This is a genomic window from Halobacillus sp. ABD4_316 (genome assembly GCF_056161385.1).
Map to the genome: position 1 here is coordinate 25,413 of NZ_JBSWZA010000003.1, position 24,228 is coordinate 49,640.

Below are 24,228 nucleotides of genomic sequence, written 5' to 3' on the forward strand. Positions count from 1 at the left end.
AGGCTTGTTTTCATTCATTCAAGATTGGCATGCTTTCCGTACATCGTCTCTGAATCCAGTCCTTTTTTCTCCATCAGACCTAAAATCAAAGCATCATATAAGACAAGCATGGTTTGTTCAAATAAAGATCCCATCGGCTGTATCGTGCGGAACTCTTCCTGACCACGGTCTTTGGGTGCCCCCGGCATTTGAACCGTCAAATCCGCTGTTTTTCCGATTGTAGAATCAGGCTTGATCGTAACAGCCGCCACTTTTCCACCTAAACGCTTTGCCTTTTCTGCAACAGCCGCAAGCGAAACGGTTTCTCCAGAGCCTGTCCCGATAATCAAAAGGTCCCCTTCTTCCAATCCAGCTGTGACGGTCTCACCTACCGCATAAGCGTCCAGTCCTATATGCATGAGACGCATGACAAAAGATTTTCCCATTAACCCGGACCGGCCGGCGCCCGCAACGAAAATTCTCCTGGACTGAAGCATCTGGGTAATCAGTGCTTCTGTTTCTTCTTTAGAAATGTAAGAAACACTTTCTTCGAGTTCAGCGACAATCTTTTTCATATACGCTTGTGCATTCATAAGATGACTCAGCCCTGGGTGATCAGCTCTTTGATTTGCTTGGCAGCTGATGCTTGATCTTCCTGACCAGTAATTCCTCCGCCGACAATGATTAAATCAGGCTTGTGGCTGATCACTTCTGGAAGGGTTTCGAGCTTGATGCCGCCCGCAATAGCCGTCTTCGCGTTCTTGACTACTTTCTTAATTGCGGCAAGGTCTGCAAAAGAATCTTTTCCAACGGCTTGGAGATCATAACCCGTGTGCACACAAATGTAATCCACACCGAGCTGGTCCAGTTCTCCGGCACGTGTTTCAATATCCTGAACAGCGATCATGTCGGCAAGAATCTCTTTGCCCTGATTCTTCGCTTCCTCGACGGCACCTTTGATGGATTCATCTTCAGCAGCTCCCAGAATGGTAACGATGTCTGCTCCTGAAGCAGACGCTTGGCTGACTTCGTAACCGGCAGCATCCATAATTTTAAGATCAGCAAGAACCGTCATATCCGGGAAGGCTTTCTTCACTTCTCTAACCGCCTTCAATCCTTCATTGATGACGACCGGCGTTCCAATTTCCACCACATCGACATGGTTCTCCACTTCCTTCACCACTTCAATGGCACCGTTAATATCTACAAGGTCTAAAGCAAGTTGTAATTTCATTTATCTTCGACTCCTTCTTCTTTGAGTTTGGATAAGCCCCAGGTTAAAAACTTTACGCTGTGGCACAGGGATTAGTATACTCAGCCTAGTGAAATAAAAAAAGTACGCATTTTTTTCTCACGTAGTGAAAAAAAGTATACTGCCCCCTCGACTTTTATATAGAAAGGAAGAGCATGATGCCGAATTTGGGAGAACGATCATTCAACTGTGAAAAAGAATTAACTTTAGCCATTATAGGTGGAAAGTGGAAAATGCTGATTCTCTGGCATTTAGGAAAAGAAGGAACGAAACGCTTCGGAGAACTGAAGACCCTTATGCCGGGGATTACCCAGCGGATGCTCGTCAACCAGCTGCGTGAACTTGAAGCCCACGATATCATTCACCGGGAAGTGTACCCGGTTGTTCCACCCAAAGTGGAATATTCGCTGACCAAACACGGGGAAAGCCTGCTTCCGATCTTAGAAGCGATGTACGCCTGGGGAAGAAATTATGTCGATGAGGTGCTCGATGGTAAAGATGACTTCACTATCGCCGGGGATCACAGCGGATAACGTATAACATCCATCCATAGCAAGGCAGTAAAAAGGGCACCGATTCATCCCGGTGCTTTTTTTGCACATTCATTACAAATATAATGTTTCGAATTCAAACTTTACGGCAATAGGTAGACTGTAACAAAACTTGTACAAGTGTTACACAACGTTGTATGAATTCGATATTTTTTGCCTCTCCGGCAATCAATATAAAAAATCAAGGGAGTGGAATGAATGAAAAAGTTGTTATCAAGTCTTGCTGCTGTTGTTTTGATTTTTGGAATGTTCGCCCCGGCTGTTTTCGCAGATCATCACGAGGAAGCTATGCTCCGTGTCGTCCATGCTTCACCTGATGCGCCTGCGGTTGACGTATACTTAAATGATGAAGCCGCTGTGGAAGGTGCTGAGTTCAAAGCAGCTACCGACTATATGAAAGTTCCTGCAGGAGAACATACCGTTGAAATTTATGCAGCCGGTACAAAAGGTGAACAGGATCCTGTCATTTCTACAAATGTTACGGTAGAAGCTGGTAAAGCTTATACCGCAGCAGCTGTTGATAACCTGGAGAATCTGCAGTTGAAAGCTCTTGAAGATTCCATGGAAGCAAGCGAAGATATGGCTAAAATCCGTGTTGGACACTTCATTCCAGAAGCACCAGCTGTTGATGTAGGACCTATTGATGGAGACGCTGTCTTCTCTGGTGCCGAATTCCCGATGGTAACCGATTATAAGGAACTTGAAGCAGGAACGTATGATCTTGAAGTACGCACAACAGATGGGGCACAGCTGATTGACCTTTCCGGAACAACTCTGGAAGCAGGGAACGTCTATAGTGCATTCGCTGTAGGGACCGCTGATAATCCTGAAGTAATCCTTCTTCAAGATTCATCCGCGATGCCTTCTGATATGCCTGAAACTGGTTTTGGTGGAACAAGTCAAACTTCCAATGCCCTTCTATATGCCGGTATCCTGGGTCTGGCAGCAGCAGGTGCTGGTGTATTCCTTACACGCAGAAAATCTGAAGCGTAAGTAAAATATGAAAAGAATCTTCACCCCTGTGATCCTCGGTCTCTTCGTTTTCTTCGCAAGCTATTCCCTGCTTAGCGAAGAACCCTTGAAAGAGGCCGGGGTTCTTTCTACCTCCAGCCAGGATGAGTTTATGAAAGAAACACACGCAGGAGAAAAAGAAACCAGGGACGCCCTTGAAAACGAGCCGATCCAGCAGAATTACACACCTGCCGCCACCGTATCTCCTGACAAACAGGAGGGCATCGTTCCGAATCGGTTGGAAATCCCCGCCATCGACGTCGACGCCCCTATCCAGTCTCTCGGGTATACCGATGAAGGTGGAATGGCGGTCCCTGCTAACTTGACGGACACCGGATGGTTTGAGCCTGGGACAAAACCAGGGAATCAGGGGAATTCCGTCATTGCCGGTCATGTAGATGGGAGAAGCGGCCCCGCGGTATTTTATAATTTAAAAGAACTGTCAGAGGGCGATGAGATTTATCTTTACGATGATGAAGGAACCCGCCTAACGTTCACAGTGGAAAAAACAGCGTCTTATCCTTTTCAAGATTCACCCATCCGTGAACTTTTCGGTCCTTCCAGCGAACAGAGGTTAAACTTAATTACCTGTACAGGATCGTACAACCAGGAAGCCTCCACCTACTCCGAGCGTCTCGTTGTCTTTACTGTACTGACAGAAGTAGAGGACGTTTAATAGGCACCCAGCCTTCACGATAAGGGTGCCTTTTTTATGTTTTACATAACGGCGGGAAGGTGACGAAACAAGGAAAAAATTTCATCGCAACTTTACAATTATTTTATTCACTTTTTTACGGTTTTGGATTATTATAAGTTTAGATGATTCTTTATAAGTTTCTGTTTTAGGGAAGGCAAATGGTGCGCCACCAGTAGCTTTACTGGTTCTAGTGGGTTCGATTCCCACCCCGGATTTTTGTGAGCAATTGATAAAAATTCGAGGGGGGTTCGAACCAGCCAGGAATGGTTCTTTCCTATGCATACGAACCCCCCTCCTCATCCAAGGAGGGATTTTTTATGCTGAAAAAGCGTGAGCTGCATGACGCCCCGGTTTTGTTTGATTTGATGAGTCACCCTGAAGTTTTTCCATATGTCCGCCATAAAGCTTCATCAAGTGATGAGTTTTACTTTTTGACAAAGCAGACCATAGAAGCAGAAGATCGGGGTGAATTGGTTTCACGTACGATCCTGGATGAGTGGGCCCAGCCAATCGGAACGATCAATCTTTTTGATATACAAGAAGGAAGAGGATTTTTGGCCACTTGGATCGGCCGCCCGTATTTCGGTATGGGATACAACAAGCCTGCCAAGGAAGCGTTTTTTGAAGAGTTGTTCTTCCAGCTGGATGTTCAGGCGGTCTTTATGAAAATCCGCCGTACCAATGTCCGTTCCATGAAAGCCGCACTCAAAATTCCGTATGTATCCTCTGCCAACGAGGATTACCCGGACGTCTACGAATGGATCAACCGTAACGAGGACGTGTATGACCTGTACGTCATTACGAAAGACCAGTATTTATTCCACTATTATGGTGAGCAGAATAATGAGGAAATGATGGAAGCATAAGCAGAGCGCTTATGCTTCTTTTTTGTGGAGAAAACAATCCACAGTGTTGTGCACAATGTGAATAACTTTCTGAATAATCAGCGAAAACGCAACTTTCTCACAGTAATTCCTGTGTACAAAAACCACATCACCGCTGTGGATGATGTGCACAAATCATGTAACCGATGGGATGGGAACCTGCGGGGCATTGATTTCTGTTTTCAGAAGACCTTTCATTGGAACGGGCACTTCTGGTGTTCCATGAACCCCCGCCGCTACTTCAAATTTATTGAATACAAGCACCAGATGATCATCCTTCATGTAAAAAGCTGTGTTCTCGCGGACACCCGCAAATGGCTGTTCAGCACGAAGATCCGGATCAGCATCCAATATTTTTTTCACTTCCTTATTCAATTTGGCCATATCAAAGAGATCCTGCAGCTTCTTCACTTCCCCGCCTGTCCTGTCTTCAAAATTCACCGATGTGACCGTTGAATTGTAACGGTCACCCCTTGATATGTGGGAAATCATGACAACAGAATAGAAATGCTTTTCCTGGTAAACGGCGGACTCCTCATAATACAAATAGGGAACTCCGCTGAAATCGGCTGCCCCCTTCTGCACCCGCCCGGCCGTATGCTCCAGCTTTTGAACAATCCTGTGATTGACGATGTTCTGCAGTTCTTCATTTTCCAAATTCGTAAACAAAGGATAGTCGGCATGTACCTCCCAATCCTCCGCCACTTTATCTTTGTGCATGATTTTATATATACTTTCCGCTGAAACAGCTTCTGATGTGATCAGGGTCATCATCAAAGCCATTACCCATAATCGCTTCACTGTCCATCCCTCCTGTACCATTAGTTTGACCTAAATAGGCGAAACTAATGGACAGGACAGAAATTTTTATCCGCTGGTCTTTATCCATATCCTTTCCAGAGCGTCTGGAACCTGTGATACCATACAAGAAGAAAGGTGGGAAATAAGAATGGATCAACTTATGTTTATACAAACTGGAATGGGAACAGATGTACATGGACAGAACGTGACAAAGGCAGCCGTCCGAGCAATCAAGAATGCCATCCACACCAATTCCATGCCCGGCATACGGACCGTTCTTCCAGAACAATCTCTGGACAATATGAAAATCAACGTCAAACTGGCCGTTCCCTGCGATTTCGATCAGCTGGATCATGAGGAAGTAAAAAAAGCCATTCCTTTCGGCGAAGTGACCATCACCGTCATGGAAGGTGGAATGCTTACAACCAGCGGCATTTTCCTTGAAGAAAAAGAAGACAAAAATGATTTGATGTACATCGTAAACGCAGCCGTTGAAGTCGGTTATTAATCAACAGAAGGCCCGGGATAATCCCGGGCCTAAGCTTGTAGAGAAACCTTTTTTCTAATAACTGCAAAGGGCGGGCATCAATTCTTGGTCACGGGTAGAATTTTTCCAATGCAAGCAGCAGTAACGCAGCCTGTACTGTTCTTTTGAAACGGCGAAGGAGCTATGCTCAACGTTCTCTTTTATCATAGGGTAAAACTGTTTCCACACAGGCATCGGCACGAGGAGCGTTCGGTGGTGACGCCTGCGGGAACTGTGCGAGCCGAAGATCCACTTGGTCCAATGGTTTTCTTGACCAAGTTAGCTGAGGCCGTGCCCGCGGCAAGCATCCACCGATAAGTGGAACGTGCCCCCTCATCACGACAGGACAACTCTAACTGGATAACACGGATTTTTCTACAGCCTTAGGCCCGGGATACTCCCGGGCCTTTAGAGTTTACTGCTCCTCTTCTCTTTCATCCATTTCATCCATATATTTATCATAATGCTCATTTCTTTGGAAGGAGACACCCTCCGCTCCTGTATAGCCATTCATATCCGTGGAAACAAACGACTCGAATTCTTCTGCATAGCCGACACCGTCCTGATTGTCCATAAGGGATGAATCATCATAGGTCATGCTGCTTTGATTGAAGGAAGCCACCTGCTCATAAGCATTCTGTTCATTATATTCAGGATCATCCGAGTCTCTTCCATAGGCATTCTCAAGATGAGTCAACACATCCTGTTCGACCGGAGGGTCAGAGGGAACCTCCTCATTCGGTGATGCATCCGCAATCGTCCGTGCTGTCGGGAGAGCTTCCAGCCGCTCCGCAGGAATCTGCCGGCCCGTCACTTCACAAATGCCGTACGTGCCGTCTTTTATCTGCTGAAGCGAATATTCAATGTCCTGTAATTCTTCTTTAACATGAGCAAGCAGGGCCATATCCTTTTCCCTTTCATACAGCTCTGTCCCTGAATCCGCGGGATGATTGTCGTACTGCGACAATTCACCCGAGGCCATATCACTCGCAAATCCCCGCTTCAGGCCATACTGGTCATCGTCCATCGTCTGTTGTTCCAATTCCCTCTTTCGATCTTCCAACTGCTTTTTATATTGAATATAATCCATGTCATTCCACTCCTGATTGGTAGTCCCTGTTAGTTTGACACTCCCTTCTTTTCCTATACAAAAAGGGAGTGCTCTAACAAGAGCACTCCCCTTTTTCTGGTTATTTTCTTAAGGCTTGGAGGAAATCTTCCTTCAAATCTTCAATATCTTCCAACCCGATGGACACGCGGACAAGCCCCTCCGTAATGCCAAGCTCTGTCCGTCGGTCTTCAGGGATGGACGCGTGAGTCATTTGGGCAGGTACAGAAATGAGACTTTCCACAGCTCCAAGACTTTCCGCCAGCGTAAAATAGTTCACATGGCGGAGCACCTTGTCGGCTTTTTCAGCGGTGCCGACGTCAAAACTGATCATACCACCGTTTCCGCCTGCCTGTTTCGTGTGTACATTATGACCATTATGCGAAGAAAGGCCTGGGTAGTAAATGTCCGTGACTTCCGGAAGTTCCTGAAGAAACTCGACGAACTGCCGGGTGTTCTCTTCAATTTCCTCCATTCGGATACCGAGCGTCTTGATTCCTCTCATTAACAGCCACGAATCTTGAGGTCCGAGGATTCCACCTGAAGAATTCAACACAAAATGAACATCTTCCGCGAGCTGTTCTGAATTCACAACGACAAGCCCGGCGACAACATCACTATGTCCGCCTAAATATTTCGTCGCACTGTGCAGGACGATGTCCGCACCGTGCTCCAGTGGATTCTGCCAGTATGGTGTACTGAAGGTGTTATCCACGATAAACGTTAAGTCATGCTTTTTCGCCAGCTCTGCCGTTTGATCAAGGTCGGTAATTTTCAGCAGTGGATTGGTCGGCGTTTCGACGTAGACCGCTTTCGTACGATTCGTGACTGCCGCTTCGATATTCGCCGTATCACTCGTGTCTACAAAACTCGCTTCCAGGCCGAAGCGGTTGATCACTTTGGACACGAGACGGTACGTACCGCCGTACACATCGTCGGTAAAAATGATGTGATCTCCGTGGTTGAAAGTCATCAGGACCGCCGTAATAGCGGCCATCCCAGAACCGAAGGCAAACCCGCGGTGCCCGCCTTCCAGATCTTTAATCAGTTCTTCCAAGGCAAAACGGGTCGGGTTGCCTGTCCGCGAATATTCATATCCGCGGTGCTGACCCACGCCATCCTGAGCATACGTGCTGACCTGATAAATCGGCACACTGACCGCTCCTGTTTTTTCATCTCCTGTAATACCACCGTGAATCAACTGCGTTTTTTTCCTCATGCTTTCACTCCTCGTATATTCCTTGGCTTAAATACCGTTCACTGCTGTCGGGAAAAATAGTTACAATCCGGGCCCCGGGTTCTGCCTGCTCCGCTTCCCGGAGGGCGGCTTCAAACACTGCTCCGGAAGAACTCGCCACAAGCAGCCCCTCCTTGAGTGCCAGTTCTCTCACACGGGCAAAGGCATCTTCATCGGCAATCGTGTGAATGGCATTAAAATAATCTGTATCCATATAAAAAGGTAGAAATTCCATACCGATGCCTTCCGTACGATGCGATCCGGCTTCTCCACCATTCAGAATCGATCCCTCCGGTTCAACGATGACCGTCTTGACAGCAGGATTCTGTTCTTTCAAGTACCGTGCTGTCCCCATAAAGGTCCCGCCTGTACCAGCTCCTGCTACGAAAACATCGATGTCTCCCTCAAGATCAGCATAAATTTCCGGACCAATGGATTCATAATAAGCATCCGGGTTAGCCTGATTGTTAAACTGTTGAGGGCTGAAGGCGTCCGGAATCTGTTTACACAGCTCCTCCGCTTTATCAATCGCGCCTCTCATTCCCTGGTCCGTCGGCGTGTTGATCACTTCTGCTCCAAGGGCTCTCATCAGCGTCTGTTTTTCAACACTGAATTTCTCAGGTGTCACAAAAATCACCCGGAACCCTTTTCCAATAGCAGCAAGAGCGACGCCGATCCCTGTATTGCCCGCGGTCGGTTCCACAATTGTCCCGCCAGGCTTCAGCAGGTCACGTGCTAAAGCATCCTCAATCAGTTTTAAACCCAGGCGGTCTTTGATACTACCGCCTGGGTTCATGAATTCAAGCTTGGCAAATATACGGGCTTGATTCGGGATCGCTGAATGAGTGAGTTCAATCATAGGTGTCTGCCCAATCAAAGATTGGATATTCTTCACGTACCCCATCGCATTCTCATCTCCCGTTTTTTAAAAAACTTCCGTCCATTCGTCACGCTTATTCAGAAGCTCGCGGGCAAGCTCCTGTGCACCTTCCAGGCTGTGGCTGGCTGCAAAACCGCACTGCACTTCGTTGCAGGCCGGCACTTCTTCCGCTTCCAATACATCCTGAAGCGTTTTTTCGATCACATTCAGGATATTTTCGTAGCTGTCATCATTCAGTACTGCAATATAAAAACCTGTCTGGCATCCCATCGGTCCGATATCGACGATACGGTCATGGTGGTTCCGGCTGTTCTCTGCCATCAGATGTTCAAGAGAATGAAGTGCAGGCATATTCATGTGTTCCTGGTTCGGCTGCTTGATACGCAGATCATATTTATAGATCTTATCTCCCTTTTCCCCTTCGGTCACACCAACAAGGCGTACATAAGGCGCTTTGACTTTCGTATGGTCAAGGTTAAAGCTCTCTACGTTCATAGGCATAAGATCATACTCCTTTTCCCGCCTGGATAAGCCAGGCATATTTGTTAATTTGTTCAAACGATACCTCAAATCCAGCTTCTACAAACATCTCTTTTATCTCTTCTAGATAAGGGTAGTATTCTTCCTGCAAATCCTGTGCTAAATTCAAGAATCCTGCCTGCTCGGCTTCCTTGATCAACGTGTTCTTATGACCTTTATCCTTAAACAGGGTATCAATAAAAATCACCTGGCCATCTTCTTCGAGACGCTGATGAAAGTCGACAATGGCTGCTTTCTTCTCTGAACTAGTCAGGTGATGAAAAGCAAACGAGCTGACAATGGAACGGATTGGTGACTGAAGCATAGGGTATTCAAGGAAATTCCCTTCGTATATTGCTGCTTCAGGACATTTCACTTTGGCAATTCTCCGCATTTCCGAAGAAGGCTCAACGCCCAGCACCACTTTGTTCTGATCGACCATTTTTCTTGTAAGGTTGGCCGTTCCTACTCCGAACTCCAATACGGGAGATAATGAGAGCTTGGCTAAGCGCTCCAGCATTTCCTCATAACCGTCGAAGACTTCTCTATATTCTGGATCTTTTCCTGCTACTGTATCATCATATGAACTCGCCCATTGGTTGAATAGGTCGACGAATTCCATTCCCATCGCTTCATCTCTCCCCATAATTTATAATCCCAATGCGTTTACTCGGAATTACATTATTAATGTATCATATTTCTGAAGATTCTACAACGGTATAGGTCTATGACCCATTTTTCAGCATCTGCTTATCCATCCACCGGTTTACTTCATTCACTGCCGTGCCAACCTTCCTGAAAAAATGGGGTGGCACGGTATGAAAAAAAGCGAAGGATGCCTTTCAGCATCCTTCGCTTTATTCTTTCTCTCTTTTGCCCGGGGATAGTGTATCGAGTGTACGACGTTCGAGTTTTTGTTTGGTTTGTTTTTCTATAATATTCAGCATCTGCTTATCCTTCGGCGAAGCGAAGGTGATGGCGAGGCCTTTGCCGCCCGCTCTTCCTGTACGGCCGATGCGGTGGATGTAGCTGTCCGCATCCTGGGGAATGTCGTAGTTGAAGACATGAGTGACTCCTTCTACATCCAATCCCCGGGCTGCTACATCGGTAGCCACTAAATATTGGATATCCGCTTCACGGAACCTTTTCATGACTTTCTGCCGTTTGGCCTGGGTAAGATCACCATGAAGTTCATCGCTGAGGAATCCTTTGGCAAGCAGCGCATCATTCAACTTCTTCGCCCGGCGTTTGGTCCGGCAGAAAATGACAGCAAGAAATGGCCGGTGCTCGTGCATAATTGTCATCAGGGCATCCTGTTTGGCTCTGTCTGTCGTTTGATACAGCAGCTGTTTAATGTGGCCGATCGTCTCTTTCTCGGGCTTTACGTGAATGGTTCTAGGCTCCCGGAGCATTTCCCGTCCGAGTTTCTTCACCGAGGACGGCAGGGTGGCAGAAAACAGCATGGACTGTCTATCCGGATTCGTTTGATCGAGGATGTCCATCACATCTGGATAAAACCCGGCTTCCAGCATTTGATCCGCTTCATCAATGACAAGGTACTCCACCTGGGTAAGATCGACGGTTTCCCGGCGCAGATGATCAAGCAGCCGGCCGGGAGTCGCTACAATTATATGAACCGTCCCTTCCAGCTTATGCAGCTGTTTGATCGTATCCTGCCCGCCATAAACCGGCAGAACATGGATCCCCTCCGGGGCAAGGCGCTTCGTCTCCTCCGTAATCTGCAGCGCCAATTCCCTTGTCGGTGATATGATCAGCGCCTGCACGTGAGGCTTGGAAGAATCGATCCTTTCTAATATCGGAACAGTAAAAGCAAACGTTTTTCCCGTGCCTGTCTGCGCCTGTCCCATCACATCCTGTCCGTCCATGATTACAGGGACCGCCTGCTCCTGAATAGGAGTGGGTACGGTAATTCCCTGTTTCTTCAATCGATCAATCATTTCCCGGGACATACCCAGTTGTTCAAAAGTTTTTTTCACTACTTATCCTTCTTCCTTCAATAAAATCTTCCTGTATACATACCTTCCCGTAGTATACCTGAAAAAACACCGTTCCACCTCCTTCTCTCAAGAAAAACTATAAAAATTCTGTGCTCCTTCTACGGGGCGGACTTTTGATTCATTCTTTCCAAAGAAAGATTAAGCGCTCTCATTTGTGGAATGAGACATACAGAAAAGAAATTCCTACCAAGGAGGAAAAATAATGGCTCAGTTTGATACAGAAGTTTCTCAAGTCACGATGCCGAGAATCGGGGACCGTGCTCCTTATTTTGAAGCACCCACCAACCACGGAAATATCAGTTTGAAGGATTACAAAGGAAAATGGCTCGTGCTGTTTTCCCACCCTTCCGATTTTACGCCGGTCTGTACGACAGAGTTTGTCGGCTTTCAGGAGATTTATCCTGAACTGCATCAGCTTAACACCGAGCTGCTTGGCTTAAGCGTCGATTCTGTAAACTCCCACATCGCCTGGATCCGCAGCATCGAAGAAAATTTCAACACGTCCATCGAGTTCCCTGTCATTGCCGATCTGGATAAGGAAGTCTCAATGAAGTACGGCATGATTATGCCTGGGGAGAGTCAGGTAGAGACGAGCCGGGCTGTCTTTGTTATTGATGACCAGCAGAAGATCCGCTCGATCATCTATTATCCACTTACGACAGGACGGAATATGCAGGAAATTCTACGCCTTGTTAAAGCTCTGAAGACGACCGATGAACACGGCGTTTCTACGCCCGCGAACTGGCAGGAAGGAGACAAGGCCGTCGTTTCTCCACCAAAATCTCAGGAGGAAGCCGCCAAACGTTCTGAACAGGAGGATATTGATTATATCGATTGGTACATTTCCAAAAAAGACATTACGTAAGAAAAAAGCTGCCCACGCCGGGCAGCTTTTTTCTTGAGAGCGTCCTTGTTCATGCCGGACGGGGACAATCCATATACATAGAATAAAGATGTATCGGTAAGGGGGAATTGTGTTGGACGTACAAGTAAGAAAAGGGGATTCGCTCTGGTACTATGCCGGACTTTTCAATATTCCTCTCCCACTGCTCATGGATTCCAATCCCGGTCTCACGCCTGAAGCTCTTCAAATTGGTCAGACCATTAAAATCCCCGGCTGGCGTACTACTGCGTATACCATTGCGCAGGGGGACACGTTATGGAAGCTGGCCGGTGAAAATCGTCTCTCATTAGATGCGCTGTTTCTATTAAACCCGGACGCCGATCCCGACGCGCTTCCGCTCGGCGGATTCCTTCTCCTCCCGGAACGTGTATCGACCCGGATTGTTAACGGAAACCGCCCCTACACGTCTGCTGTATTATCAGAGGACCTTCGTGCCTTGTTTGACCTTTATCCCTTCATCCGGCGGTCCAGCATCGGACAGTCGGTCATGGGAAAAGAGCTTCAGGAACTACGGATCGGCCGAGGGAACGAGTACGTGCACTGGAATGGATCCTTTCATGCCAATGAGTGGATTACAACCGGAGTCATCATGCAGTTTCTGAATGATTATTTACTTGCACTCACCAACAAAGAATCGATCCGCGGCATGGATGTCCAGCCATTGTACAACCGGATTACCTTGTCGATTGTACCGATGGTGGACCCGGATGGCGTAGATCTTGTCCTGAACGGTCCGCCTGAAGGTGAGGTCGGAGAAGCCGCGCTTGCTATTAATGAAGGAAGCCGGGACTTTTCCGGATGGAAAGCGAATATCCGCGGTGTGGATCTCAATAATCAATTCCCTGCCAAATGGGAAGTCGAAGCAGAGCGTAAACCTGAAGAACCTGCGTTCAGGGATTTTCCCGGCTATGAACCTTTGAGTGAACCGGAAGCTGTGGCAATGGCGGAGCTTGCCAGGAAGAGAAAGTTTTCGAAGATGCTCGCTTTTCATACGCAGGGAGAGGTCATTTACTGGGGATATGAAGGGCTTGAACCTCCCCGGGCCATGACCATAGTAAAAGAATTCAGCCGGGTGAGCGGCTATGAACCGATTCGTTTCGTGGACAGTTATGCCGGCTACAAAGACTGGTTCATCCAGGATTTCCGCCAGCCGGGGTTTACTGTGGAACTCGGACAGGGAGTCAACCCTCTTCCACTTGAACAGTTTGATGAAATTTATCAGGAATCCATCGGCATCTTCCTTGCCAGTCTTTATATGTAAAAATCCCGGCGGGGAACGTCCCCGCACGGGATTTACTCATCATCAAAATCGTTTCGATTCATATGTCCATTATGATCTTTAATGACCGCAACGGCCCGTTCATATTCTTCTTCCTTCACGGAGAAGTGGAGCACATGGGTCAAATGCCTTTTGTCGGATAAGGCTTCCTCACGATCGTGCTTTGGAGTGATGACCTCTGTGAAATTGAATGTCCCGCCGCCTGTATTGGCAGAGCCTGCTACAGGGACAACCGGGGTCAGGTCCACATCCCCCGGAATGGCCTCCACCATTTCCTGCTGGACGGATAACGACTGCAGATCGGCTTTGGCGCTTTCGGCATCATTTTCTGTCTGGAAATAAGCTTGAACGGTTTTAGACATCGTTTTCTTCCTCTCTTAATATAGTTGGTATGGATATAGTATCCTTAAGCAAACCCTTTCAAACCTCCATACAAAAAGAGCACCTCTTATTCGTAGAGGTGCTCTTCTTGTATAAAAACACAATGTTTATCCGTTGTCTCCTCGGCAAAACGACCTTGTGGTGTTTCGACTGTCCGTTTTCTCGAGGAGTGGAGCAGCCGGAAATCCTTCCGTAATCAATGAGACTTTTCCATCCAGAATTATGTTTTGTAAGTGGAACGGTCTCCATTACAAAAATAAGAAACCAGTCTTTTTGATTATGTTTTGGCGAGGTCACGAGGAGCGTTTGGTGGTGACGCCTGCGGGAACAGCGCGAGCCGAAGATCCACTTGGGCAGGTGCTCTTCCTGCCCAAGTTAGCTGAGGTCGTGCCCGCGGCAAGCATCCACCGATAAGCGGAACGTGACCGTAAACGCTTCATGGGAAAAGCACAGAAGTCGACAAATACTCTCTCTTAAGCTTGAGCACCTCTTATTCGTAGAGGTGCTCTTTTGCCGTTTTAATCTGAACATGAACCTGTTCAAAGCCGGTGCCGCCTTCACTGTTCCTTGCAGCGACCACGTGTTCCGGAGCGAGCTTGTCATAAATATCCGCTTCGAACAACTCGGAAAACTGCTGGTATTCCTCTATGGAAAGATCCAGAAGATAGCGTCCTTCCTGAATGGCGTACAGCACGATCTTTCCAATCACTTCATGAGCCTGACGGAAAGGCAGGCCTTTCACAGCCAGATAGTCAGCAATGTCGGTGGCGTTGGAGTAATCTTCCTTCACTGCTTTTTTCATTTCGCCTGCCTTCACTTCCATGGAATCAAGCATCGGAGCAAGCAGAGCGAGCGCCCCTTCCAAAGTATCGACCGTGTCGAACATGCCCTCCTTATCCTCCTGCATATCTTTGTTATAGGCGAGCGGCAGCCCTTTCAAAAGGGTCAGCAGCCCCATCAGGTTTCCATAAATACGTCCCGTTTTTCCACGGAGAAGCTCGGGCACGTCCGGGTTTTTCTTCTGAGGCATAATGCTTGAACCGGTACAGAATTCATCATCAAGCTCAACAAAGTTGAACTCTTCGCTGCTCCATAAAATCAATTCCTCAGAAAGGCGGGAAATGTGCGTAATCATAATTGATGAAATCGACAGAAATTCGAGAATAAAGTCACGATCGCTCACCGCATCCAAAGAGTTTGGATATACCTTTTCAAACCCGAGGAGATCCGCACTCATCTGCCGGTCGATCGGGTAAGGCGTTCCGGCAAGTGCTGCAGCCCCAAGCGGAGACCAATTGATCCGCTTCAAGCTGTCCTGCAGCCGGTCTTTGTCACGTTCAAACATCCAAAAGTAGGCGAGCACATGGTGGGCAAACGAAATGGGCTGCGCCCGCTGCAGATGGGTATACCCTGGAAGAATCGTTTCCACGTTTCCCTCGGCCTGATTCAGCAGCGCTGTCTGGACATTTTCCACAAGCTCAATGATGGCCTCCGTTTTCTCACGGAGGTACAGGTGCATATCCGTGGCGACCTGATCATTCCGGCTTCTTCCGGTGTGGAGCTTGCCCCCGACAGGACCGATTTCTTCTATTAATAGCTTTTCGATGTTCATATGAATGTCTTCATCCGCTACGGAATATTCCACATCCTCGTTTTCGATTTTCCCCTGGATCGTGTGAAGCCCACGGATGATCTGGTTTTTCTCTTCATTGGAAATGATGTCACAGTGGGCGAGCATCTCCACGTGAGCGAGGCTTCCTTTGATATCCTGGAGGGCCAGCTTTTGATCAAAGCCGATCGAAGAGGTATACTCTTCGACCAGCTGATTGGTTGGTTTTGTAAAGCGTCCGCCCCACAGTTTACTCATTGACCTTCACCGCTGCCTGATCGATCAGCTTCTTTTTATGCACATCCGCGTGGACTTTTGTCGGCAGTCCCCACAGCTTGATGAAACCGACGGCTGCATTGTGATCAAAAGCATCTTCCTTGGAATACGTGGACAACTCTTCATTGTAAAGGCTGACCGGTGACTTCTTGCCGATGACAATCGCATGGCCTTTAAACAATTTCACTTTCACCGTTCCCGTGACCACCTGCTGGGTTGTTTCCACAAAGGCGGACAAGGCCGGCTGAAGCGGAGAATACCAGAGACCATCATAAATCATTTTGGACAGCTGCTGATCCACATTCGTTTTATACTGGGATACTTCACGGGTCAGTGTAAGGAATTCCAGTTCTTTATGGGCATTGATCAAAATCATGGCGGCCGGGTTTTCATACACTTCTCTTGATTTGATCCCGACTAAGCGGTTTTCGGTATGATCGATTCTTCCGACCCCATGCAGACCGCCGACATCATTCAGCTTTTCAATCAATGGCACAATGTCCATCGCTTCCCCGTTCAAAGCGACCGGCTTCCCTTCCTTGAAATCGATATCAAGGATTTCCGGTGTATCCGGTGTTTTTTCAAGCGGATTGGTCCAGGCGTAAGCCGCTTCCGGTGCTTCCTGCCATGGATCCTCCAGGACGCCGGCTTCGCAGGCACGGCCCCAGATGTTGGCATCGATGGAAAACGGATTTTCCAGATTCACAGGAATCGGAATCCCTTTTTCCTCTGCGTAAACGATCTGCTCATCACGAGTCATTCCCCACTCTCTGACAGGAGCAATGACTTCAAGCTCCGGATTCAGCGCCTGGATGGAAACTTCAAAACGAACCTGGTCGTTCCCTTTTCCTGTACAACCGTGAGCGACTGCCACTGCTCCTTCCTGTTCTGCAACCTCTACAAGAAGTTTGGAAATAAGTGGACGGGACAAGGCAGAAGATAACGGATATTTACCTTCATACAAGGCGTTGGCTTTCAAGGCAGGCATCAAATATTCCTCAGCAAGGATTTCTTTGGCATTGACCATGATGGCCTTGATTGCTCCGACATCCAGCGCTTTCTGACGGATGGCCTCAAGGTCCTTCCCTTCTCCAACATCAAGCCCGAGTGCAATCACATCATAGCCGTACTTCTCCTGGATCCATTTCACAGAAATCGAAGTATCCAATCCACCAGAATATGCTAATACAACCTTTGGTTTTGTCATTATAACGTCCTCCTTCATATTTTTGTCCATTAAAAAAACCCGTCTCCTACTAATCGTAAGAGACGGATTTTATCGTTCACATCCGCGGTGCCACTCTCATTGTCTATGAAACATAGACCAGCTCAATACTGATAACGGGGGATCCCGGTTCCGGCTACTCGCGTTCACCAAACTTCTCGGAAGTGCGTTTCCCTATGAATGGCCATCAGGCTTCCACCAACCCCGACTCGCTGTAAGACCAGCATCCATACGTACTTTCTTCGTCTTCGAATGTATTTTTATTATTTATTGTTTATAATTATACAAAATATACAGAGGAAGTCAACAAGCAAATCTGAAAAACTTTACTTTTATTCTTTGAAAACGGCCCGCCTTCTGGTGGACCGTTTTCAAATCGACATGAGGATTAAAATAGATAGACAGCCGCCATACCGATTACACCCGCCATGACTACATAGAGGAGCATCGGAATCATCGTCAAACGGATGATTGTTCCTTCTTCACCGACGAGGTTTACGACAGAGGCAGCGGCCACAACATTGAGGATGCACACCATGTTACCCGCATTGGAACCGAGCACTTGCAGAGCCGTTACCTGCTGCGGAGCGACCTGGATCTGATCCGCTACGCTGAATTGGAATAAAGAAAACATCATATTGCTGAATGTCGCACTGCCGGATATGAAAGAACCGAGCGCACCGATTACAGGAGCGGCCAGCGGCCAGGCTTCTCCAACAGAAGCAGAAACAATCTCGGCAAGCTCCATCGGCATACTGGCAAGGCCTGCGTCGTTCACGCCGGAATTGATGAAGATCCGCACCATCGGAACCGCTGTGCCCAGGGCTACAGCACTCCCCACCATGGTATGCGCGGACGTTTTCAATGTTTCCAGCACTTCTTTCCTTCTCATCCTGTGATAAAAAATAGTGAACAAGACAGCAACGGCAAAAATCGTTCCAGGAAGATAGAAGGGCTGAAAAGAAGTTGTGATGCCTGTTCCTAAAATATCGTTCCATGTTACAGACACAGAGGTCAGCCAGCTTTTCAGAGGAAGAACATTCACCCGGGTCAGAACGAGCAGGACAGCAACAACGATATAAGGAACCCATGCTTTGTATAAAGGCATGGTGACAGCGTTGGCGCTGATTTCCTCCACCGCTTCATCTTCCTCCCTTTTTCCGAAATCCCAGGGTTCATCCGGAAGAAGGAACCCTTTTTTAGCTGCCGGAACGACGAGTGCCAAGCCGACAAGGCCGCCGATGATGGACGGAAATTCCGGTCCAAGCAGATGAACGACAAGTAAAGCGGGAAGCGTAAAGCTTACCCCGGCAAAAAGGGCAAATTTCCAGATTTCAAGACCTTCTCTTAAGGAGCGGTTTTCACCAAAGAGCTTCGTAAGAATCAATACGAGCACAAGGGGGATAAAGCTGCCGATAAACAAGTCCATCAGAACGGCAGATTGAGCGACCTCATATACAAATTGTGTTAATGTCTGACTGCCAAGGGCCTGCCGGACGGGTTCGGCCACCGCTTCCCCCTGTCTCAATCCCTGGTCCACTCCTACAATTAACGGTGTCCCCACAGCTCCAAAGGATACTGCACTGCTGTCCGCGATCAAAGCAAGAGAGACGGCAGCGAGCGCCGGAAATCCGAGTGTCAGGAGCAAAGGCGCAGCAATCGCGGCAGGCGTTCCAAATCCGGCCGCCCCTTCAATGAAGGACCCGAACAGCCAGGCGATGATAATCAGCTGAACCCTGCGGTCACTCGTAATCCCGGAAAAACCGGTACGAATCACTCCGAGTGCGCCACTGTTTTTCAAAGTATTCAAAAGAAGCACCGCGCCAAATACAATCCATAATATAGACACGGCAATCATGATGCCTTCAAGGGAGGCCGCAGCCGCCCTGATCAAAGGCACCTTCCAAATGAAGACGGCGGATAAAGCAACGACAAGGAGACTGACCGGCATGGCACGCACCGCCGGAAAACGGAATAAGACCAATAGAATAAAGACGGCAGCCACCGGCATCAGTGCCGTGATTAGTTGAAGAAATGTCATCCTACCCACACCCTTACCTCTTGATACTTTCATTATATCGGAAAAGGATGGAAAAGAGAGTGACCACTTTGTGAAATATTTCACAATATCTCATTAGGAATCTCAGAAATTTCTGTTTCCCTTCGTAGAGATGTGATACAATGGCAGATAGTTTCATAAAATCTGCTGAATAAGCAGGAGAGGTTCTAGCGACACCCTCTATAAAAAACTAAGGATGGAACTGTACCTTGCCTTAGGTGCGGTTTTTTTATGGTTTTGGGTGTGTAGAATTCTCTTTTTCATGATTGAAAGGAGAATTTTTTTATGGAAAAAAACAAGAAAGCCGTCGTCGTGTTCAGCGGCGGACAAGACAGCACGACCTGCCTTTTCTGGGCTTTAGAACAGTTTGATCACGTGGAAGTGGTCACTTTTGACTATAATCAGCGTCATAAACAGGAAATCGGAGTGGCAGAGGAGATCGCCGGAGACCTGGGTGTCCGTCAGCACGTCCTCGACATGTCGCTGTTGAATCAGCTTGCCCCAAACGCGCTGACCCGGGACGATATCGACGTTAAAGACGGAGAAGACGGAGAGCTTCCTTCCACATTCGTCCCTGGAAGAAACCTTCTATTCCTATCTTTCGCTACGATTCTCGCCCGTCAGATTGGTGCCAAGCACATTATTACTGGTGTATGTGAAACGGACTTCAGCGGGTATCCCGACTGCCGCGATGTGTTCGTTAAATCACTGAACGTTTCCCTCAACCTGTCGATGGACGATGAATTCGTCATCCATACCCCGCTCATGTGGCTGGATAAAGCGCAGACGTGGAAAATGGCCGATGACCTGGCCGCCTTTTCCTACGTACGCGAAAAAACCCTCACCTGCTATAACGGTGTACGCGGAGACGGTTGTGGAGAATGTCCCGCCTGCGACCTGCGCAGACAGGGTTTGGAAAACTATTTATCTGAGCGGAAGGAGGCGTAACGATGTACGGATTTACGATCGTGGAAAACCTGCAGAAAATCGATGAAGATATTAAGCGTCATGAGTTGAAATACCACCAGAAACGGGTGATGGTGAGCAAGGAATTCACCTTTGACGCCGCCCACCACCTCCACTGTTATGAAGGCAAGTGCAAAAACCTGCATGGACATACGTACAAAGTTATCTTCGGCATCAGTGGCTATACCGATGAGATCGGCCTTGTGATCGACTTCGGTGATATCAAGAAAATCTGGAAGGACGATATTGAAGTCCACCTCGATCACAGGTACTTGAACGATACGCTTCCGCAGATGAATACAACGGCAGAGAACATGGTCGTCTGGATTTATGAACAAATGCAGGAGTCGCTTCGTTCCTACCCCAATGATTACCGCGTTGAATTTGTAAAGCTGTATGAAACACCGACAAGCTACGCGGAAGCCCGACGGGAGTGGATGAACGATGCATAAGTTCCCTGTACTCGAAATATTCGGACCGACCATACAAGGCGAAGGAATGGTCGTCGGCCGGAAAACGATGTTCGTCCGGACAGCCGGCTGTGATTACAGCTGCGCCTGGTGCGACTCCGCCTTCACGTGGGATGGCAGTGCCAAAGAGGATATCGAACGCCTGACAGCCGATAACATCATCGACCGACTGGTAGAAGAAGGCGGCGACCGATTCGATCACGTCACCATCTCCGGTGGAAACCCCGCCCTTTTGAAAAACCTGCATGAGCTTATTCAGCCGCTGCATGAACGCGGCATTGAAGTGGCCCTAGAAACGCAGGGAAGCCGGTGGCAGGACTGGTTTGTGGACATTGATGATTTAACGATTTCACCAAAACCGCCGAGCTCGCTGATGACGACAAACTGGGACGTGCTCGATGACATCATCCAGAGGCTTCAGGAGCAGGGGCGCTCCTCGCATGTTAGTCTGAAGGTCGTTATTTTTAACGATGAGGATCTGACGTATGCGGAAACCGTGCATCAGCGTTACCCGGACGTTCCTTTCTTTTTACAAGTCGGCAATGATGACCTTGTAGAAGAGAAACCAGGCAGCCTTGCCTCTCACCTGCTTGACCAGTATGAATGGCTGATTGACAAGGTGACGGCCTCGAAAAACTTGAATCATGTACGCGTGCTGCCACAGGTGCACGCCCTCGTCTGGGGAAACAAACGTGGTGTATAAAACAAGCGTCCGCTAACGAAGAAGGCCACTGAAAAACTGAGGATTTGTGAAAGGTATGGATGATTGACGATCTAACATGGAATCCCTCACTTTCATGTATTCTTTTCATCGTATAAGAAAAAAGAGTGATTTTCTTTGATTTATAAATTAAAGAAAATCACTCTTTTTAGGTGGGACACCGTTGATTCCACGATGAGCGTTCGATGGTGACGCCTGCGGAAACAGCGCGAGCCGAAGATCCACTTGGTCCAATGATCTTCTTGACCAAGTCAGCTGAGGCCGTGCCCGCGGCAAACATCCATCGACAAGCGATTCGTGAGAAGCAATAACCACCTTTACCCCCTTCTCTTGATAGGAAGGAGTTTTTCAGTAGTCTCCTGACGAAGCGGTAGCTTTTTTCGTGTTCCCAGGTCAATCAGATCGATATATCAGTCGTTTCTTGAATAGATCGATCCATATTGGTGAGATATCAACATTTTTCCGGATATATCAGCCAAATCTGCATGATATCGATTAACCGGCCTCTTTCACCCGTACCGCCCGCTTTTCGAAAAATTTCCCGGCAAACGAAGCGAGCACCTGCTGAAACAGCATTCCGACGATGACTGGCACAGCGGCCGCTGCGGGAAAATAGGTAATCGCGATAACGGCTCCTCCACTTATGTTGCGCATACCGCTGTTGAACGTGAGCGATAGGATACTCTCGTTCTCAAGCTTCGCAAGCTTTGCTGACCAGAAGCCGAGCGTGTAAGCCAGGACAGCCAGAAGGAACACCGTCAGCGCTGTCGCTGCCAGCTTCCCGTTCATTTCCTTCAAGTAAGGAGCGACCGCTGAACTGTTGATCATCACGACAGAAGCAATGCCAAGTTTGGTTGTGGGAGCCAGGTTCCTCTCCAAACGCTCCGTCCATTCCCTTTTTCCCCACTGGTTCACACACATCCCGAGGAGCGATGGAATCACAATCATCCAGAGCAGACCCATCATAATCGACAGCGCATCCATTTCCACCGCATTTCCGACGAGGAGCTTCATAACGACCGGAACGATAAACGGAGCAAGCATCGTGTCCACCAGAATAATTGACAGCGTCAGCACGACGTTTCCTTTATAGATCGATACCCAGATCAGCGACGTTATCCCGGTTGGAATGACAAAGGATAAAACAAGCCCGATGGTTGTGTTCACATCCCCGCTGAAAAATAGCGCTCCTGTTCCAAGGGCGATGACCGGCATGAGTATATGTAAAACGAGAAGACAGATGATTAACCCGAACGGATGACGCAGCACGTTTTTCAAATCAGTAAAATTGGAACCAAGGCTGCCGGCAAAGGTCATAACAGCAAAGATCCATGGTACAAGAAAAACAAGCGGTTCAAGCCACCTGGCGAAGATCACACCGAAAACGACAGCTGCAGGTGTGAGGTAGGGCATCAGCTTCTGCAGCAGCCGGTTCAACCTTTGAATCATCCCGCTCTCCTCCCCTTATCTATCTATATATGAATCCCATTCTACGCCTCCCACTAAAAAAAGGAAACCCAGAGAATGAGACCCGGGTTTCCTCTCTATTACGCTGTGCGCGATTCTTCCTTCAGCGCTTGGCGTTTCTGTTTTTCGTCACGCTTCGTTAGGATGGAAACGACGAGGGCGATCACAAACAACCCGGCAAAGTAGATCAAGCTGTTCTCATAACTGCCTGTCGTATCTTTCATCCATGCTGCAAACACAGGACCGGCAAGTCCCGCAGCTGCCCATGCGGTCAAAATGTACCCGTGAATGGCACCAAGCTCCTTCGTTCCGAACAAGTCGCCGATAAAGGCCGGCATCGCTGCAAATCCTCCACCGTAGCAAGTGTAAATGACCGAAAACGCCACGACGAACACCCATGTAATGGATGTATAAGGCACAATCAGGAAAAGACCAATCTGCAGAACGAAAAATGCTAAATACGTATTTCCACGGCCGATATAGTCGGACGCACTCGCCCAGCCAATCCGGCCGAGACCGTTAAAGATCCCCATCACGCCCACAAGTGTCGCCGCTGTCCCAGCTGCTACACCGACACTTTCCTCAAGCAGCGGCTTGGCGGCGGAGATGACGGCGATCCCGCACGTCACATTGATGAAGAGCATTACCCATAAGTAATAAAAACGCTTCGTCTTGACCGCTTCCTTCGCCCGCATATTAGCGAGGTCCTGTTTATCCGAAGACTCCTGTTCCTTCGGGTCGTAGCCCTCCGGAACCCAGTCCTCCGGCGGTCGGGACAGATACAGGGAAGAACCAATCATAACGACAAAGTAGGAGATTCCGAGAATGTAGAAAGTTGCGGCAATACCTGTCTGATTGATAAAAAAGTTCATCAGCGGACTGGCAATGGCAGCGGCGAAGCCAAAGCCCATAATCGCCATGCCGGTCGCCAGTCCACGACGGTCCGGGAACCATTTAACAAGCGTGGATACCGGTGCGATATAGCCCACTCCAAGACCGATCCCACCAAGAACCCCATAAAAAAAGTACAGCAGCCAGAGCGATCCGGCCTGTACCGCAATCCCTGATCCCGCGACACCGATTCCGAAGAAAATCGCTGCCGTTATACCGGCCACCCGCGGACCGTATTTTTCTACAAACCAGCCAAGAAAAGCAGCAGATAAACCTAAAAATAAAATTGCGACACTGAACGTAAACTGCACCTGGCTGGCCGACCAGCCGAATTCCTCACTCAACGGCCCTGTAAAGTTACTCCACGCATACACCGATCCGATGGAAATATGGATGCCGACGGCACATAAAGCGATGAGCCATCTGTTTTTCACTTTCCTTTTCCCCATGCTGTCACCCCAATTTGTTAGATTAAAGGTCTTTTTCCCAAATTCTACATATTCAAACAAAAAACCCC

Annotated in this window: 25 protein-coding genes, 1 riboswitch and 1 other annotated feature; of the genes, 10 read left to right on the forward strand and 15 right to left on the reverse strand. The window is 48.2% G+C overall.

Annotation, left to right across the window (positions count from 1 at the left end):
* Positions 1-14: 14 nt before the first annotated feature.
* Both hxlB and hxlA read right to left on the reverse strand, forming a co-directional pair.
* Positions 15-572 (reverse strand): 6-phospho-3-hexuloisomerase, encoded by a 558-nt coding sequence (gene hxlB, locus ACXAJH_RS12635; RefSeq protein WP_474967666.1) that lies wholly within the window; start codon positions 570-572, stop codon positions 15-17.
* Positions 573-580: 8 nt separating this feature from the next.
* Positions 581-1,213 (reverse strand): 3-hexulose-6-phosphate synthase, encoded by a 633-nt coding sequence (gene hxlA, locus ACXAJH_RS12640; protein ID WP_474967665.1) that lies wholly within the window; start codon positions 1,211-1,213, stop codon positions 581-583.
* A gap of 176 nt (positions 1,214-1,389) precedes the next feature.
* On the opposite strand from hxlA, the gene ACXAJH_RS12645 reads away from it, so the two are divergent.
* The 4 genes from ACXAJH_RS12645 (at position 1,390) to ACXAJH_RS12660 (ending at position 4,356) form a co-directional block, all read left to right on the forward strand.
* A complete protein-coding gene (locus ACXAJH_RS12645) occupies positions 1,390-1,764 on the forward strand; it encodes a winged helix-turn-helix transcriptional regulator (RefSeq protein ID WP_027956076.1) in 375 nt (124 codons plus the stop codon).
* Positions 1,765-1,980: 216 nt separating this feature from the next.
* Entirely contained in the window at positions 1,981-2,775 is a 795-nt protein-coding gene (locus ACXAJH_RS12650; protein WP_474971923.1) for a DUF4397 domain-containing protein, read from the forward strand.
* A gap of 130 nt (positions 2,776-2,905) precedes the next feature.
* Positions 2,906-3,469, forward strand: coding sequence for a class F sortase (locus ACXAJH_RS12655; protein ID WP_474991264.1), 564 nt, complete (start codon positions 2,906-2,908; stop codon positions 3,467-3,469).
* Between the two features lie 338 nt (positions 3,470-3,807).
* Positions 3,808-4,356, forward strand: a complete 549-nt coding sequence (locus ACXAJH_RS12660) for a GNAT family N-acetyltransferase (protein ID WP_206934279.1) — start codon at positions 3,808-3,810, stop codon at positions 4,354-4,356.
* A 153-nt stretch (positions 4,357-4,509) separates the two neighbouring features.
* On the opposite strand, the gene ACXAJH_RS12665 is transcribed toward ACXAJH_RS12660, so the two are convergent.
* Positions 4,510-5,175, reverse strand: a complete 666-nt coding sequence (locus ACXAJH_RS12665; RefSeq protein ID WP_474967662.1) for an RsiV family protein — start codon at positions 5,173-5,175, stop codon at positions 4,510-4,512.
* A 148-nt stretch (positions 5,176-5,323) separates the two neighbouring features.
* Between ACXAJH_RS12665 and ACXAJH_RS12670 the strand changes: the two genes are divergently transcribed.
* Positions 5,324-5,683 (forward strand): Lin0512 family protein, encoded by a 360-nt coding sequence (locus ACXAJH_RS12670; protein ID WP_474967661.1) that lies wholly within the window; start codon positions 5,324-5,326, stop codon positions 5,681-5,683.
* A gap of 433 nt (positions 5,684-6,116) precedes the next feature.
* Here ACXAJH_RS12670 and ACXAJH_RS12675 read toward each other — a convergent pair whose 3' ends face one another.
* The 6 genes from ACXAJH_RS12675 to ACXAJH_RS12700 all read right to left on the reverse strand — a co-directional run bounded on the left by ACXAJH_RS12675 (position 6,117) and on the right by ACXAJH_RS12700 (position 11,442).
* Positions 6,117-6,791, reverse strand: a complete 675-nt coding sequence (locus ACXAJH_RS12675; RefSeq protein WP_474971925.1) for a TraR/DksA C4-type zinc finger protein — start codon at positions 6,789-6,791, stop codon at positions 6,117-6,119.
* Positions 6,792-6,891: 100 nt separating this feature from the next.
* On the reverse strand, positions 6,892-8,028 hold the full coding sequence (locus ACXAJH_RS12680; RefSeq protein ID WP_474994149.1) for a bifunctional cystathionine gamma-lyase/homocysteine desulfhydrase: 1,137 nt from the start codon (positions 8,026-8,028) through the stop codon (positions 6,892-6,894).
* A 4-nt stretch (positions 8,029-8,032) separates the two neighbouring features.
* On the reverse strand, positions 8,033-8,950 hold the full coding sequence (locus tag ACXAJH_RS12685) for a PLP-dependent cysteine synthase family protein (protein ID WP_474994151.1): 918 nt from the start codon (positions 8,948-8,950) through the stop codon (positions 8,033-8,035).
* A 21-nt stretch (positions 8,951-8,971) separates the two neighbouring features.
* Positions 8,972-9,427 carry an S-ribosylhomocysteine lyase gene (locus tag ACXAJH_RS12690; protein ID WP_474967657.1) on the reverse strand — a complete coding sequence of 152 codons (456 nt, stop codon included), beginning with the start codon at positions 9,425-9,427 and terminating at the stop codon, positions 8,972-8,974.
* 4 nt (positions 9,428-9,431) lie between these two features.
* Positions 9,432-10,091: a class I SAM-dependent DNA methyltransferase gene (locus ACXAJH_RS12695; protein ID WP_474967656.1), complete on the reverse strand. Its 660-nt coding sequence runs from the start codon at positions 10,089-10,091 to the stop codon at positions 9,432-9,434.
* A 211-nt stretch (positions 10,092-10,302) separates the two neighbouring features.
* Positions 10,303-11,442: a DEAD/DEAH box helicase gene (locus tag ACXAJH_RS12700; RefSeq protein ID WP_474994153.1), complete on the reverse strand. Its 1,140-nt coding sequence runs from the start codon at positions 11,440-11,442 to the stop codon at positions 10,303-10,305.
* Positions 11,443-11,665: 223 nt separating this feature from the next.
* Between ACXAJH_RS12700 and ACXAJH_RS12705 the strand changes: the two genes are divergently transcribed.
* The gene (locus ACXAJH_RS12705; protein ID WP_474971930.1) at positions 11,666-12,328 is read left to right on the forward strand and encodes a peroxiredoxin; all 663 of its coding nucleotides are present in this window, start codon (positions 11,666-11,668) and stop codon (positions 12,326-12,328) included.
* A 112-nt stretch (positions 12,329-12,440) separates the two neighbouring features.
* Positions 12,441-13,628, forward strand: coding sequence for a M14 family metallopeptidase (locus ACXAJH_RS12710; protein WP_474967654.1), 1,188 nt, complete (start codon positions 12,441-12,443; stop codon positions 13,626-13,628).
* 32 nt (positions 13,629-13,660) lie between these two features.
* On the opposite strand, the gene ACXAJH_RS12715 is transcribed toward ACXAJH_RS12710, so the two are convergent.
* The 4 genes from ACXAJH_RS12715 to ACXAJH_RS12730 form a co-directional block, all read right to left on the reverse strand.
* Positions 13,661-14,008: a hypothetical protein gene (locus ACXAJH_RS12715; RefSeq protein ID WP_474994155.1), complete on the reverse strand. Its 348-nt coding sequence runs from the start codon at positions 14,006-14,008 to the stop codon at positions 13,661-13,663.
* 509 nt (positions 14,009-14,517) lie between these two features.
* Positions 14,518-15,894: an argininosuccinate lyase gene (gene argH, locus ACXAJH_RS12720; protein WP_474994157.1), complete on the reverse strand. Its 1,377-nt coding sequence runs from the start codon at positions 15,892-15,894 to the stop codon at positions 14,518-14,520.
* Positions 15,887-17,119 carry an argininosuccinate synthase gene (locus ACXAJH_RS12725; protein ID WP_474971934.1) on the reverse strand — a complete coding sequence of 411 codons (1,233 nt, stop codon included), beginning with the start codon at positions 17,117-17,119 and terminating at the stop codon, positions 15,887-15,889. The genes argH and ACXAJH_RS12725 overlap by 8 nt, the downstream gene beginning before the upstream one ends.
* A gap of 55 nt (positions 17,120-17,174) precedes the next feature.
* Positions 17,175-17,395: a binding site (T-box leader), on the reverse strand.
* A gap of 130 nt (positions 17,396-17,525) precedes the next feature.
* Complete coding sequence (locus ACXAJH_RS12730) at positions 17,526-19,178, reverse strand: L-lactate permease (protein ID WP_474972322.1); 1,653 nt, start codon at positions 19,176-19,178, stop codon at positions 17,526-17,528.
* A gap of 173 nt (positions 19,179-19,351) precedes the next feature.
* Positions 19,352-19,396, forward strand: a riboswitch (PreQ1 riboswitch).
* 85 nt (positions 19,397-19,481) lie between these two features.
* Between ACXAJH_RS12730 and queC the strand changes: the two genes are divergently transcribed.
* From queC to queE, 3 genes are read left to right on the forward strand one after another with little or no spacing between them, the layout of a single operon-like run.
* Complete coding sequence (gene queC, locus ACXAJH_RS12735) at positions 19,482-20,144, forward strand: 7-cyano-7-deazaguanine synthase QueC (RefSeq protein WP_474991259.1); 663 nt, start codon at positions 19,482-19,484, stop codon at positions 20,142-20,144.
* A gap of 2 nt (positions 20,145-20,146) precedes the next feature.
* Positions 20,147-20,614 (forward strand): 6-carboxytetrahydropterin synthase QueD, encoded by a 468-nt coding sequence (gene queD / locus ACXAJH_RS12740; protein WP_474991258.1) that lies wholly within the window; start codon positions 20,147-20,149, stop codon positions 20,612-20,614.
* On the forward strand, positions 20,607-21,335 hold the full coding sequence (gene queE / locus ACXAJH_RS12745) for a 7-carboxy-7-deazaguanine synthase QueE (RefSeq protein WP_474967648.1): 729 nt from the start codon (positions 20,607-20,609) through the stop codon (positions 21,333-21,335). The genes queD and queE overlap by 8 nt, the downstream gene beginning before the upstream one ends.
* Before the next feature lie 513 nt (positions 21,336-21,848).
* On the opposite strand, the gene ACXAJH_RS12750 is transcribed toward queE, so the two are convergent.
* Entirely contained in the window at positions 21,849-22,802 is a 954-nt protein-coding gene (locus ACXAJH_RS12750; RefSeq protein ID WP_474994159.1) for a bile acid:sodium symporter family protein, read from the reverse strand.
* Between the two features lie 98 nt (positions 22,803-22,900).
* Complete coding sequence (locus tag ACXAJH_RS12755; protein ID WP_474967646.1) at positions 22,901-24,145, reverse strand: L-lactate MFS transporter; 1,245 nt, start codon at positions 24,143-24,145, stop codon at positions 22,901-22,903.
* Between the last annotated feature and the right edge of the window lie 83 nt (positions 24,146-24,228).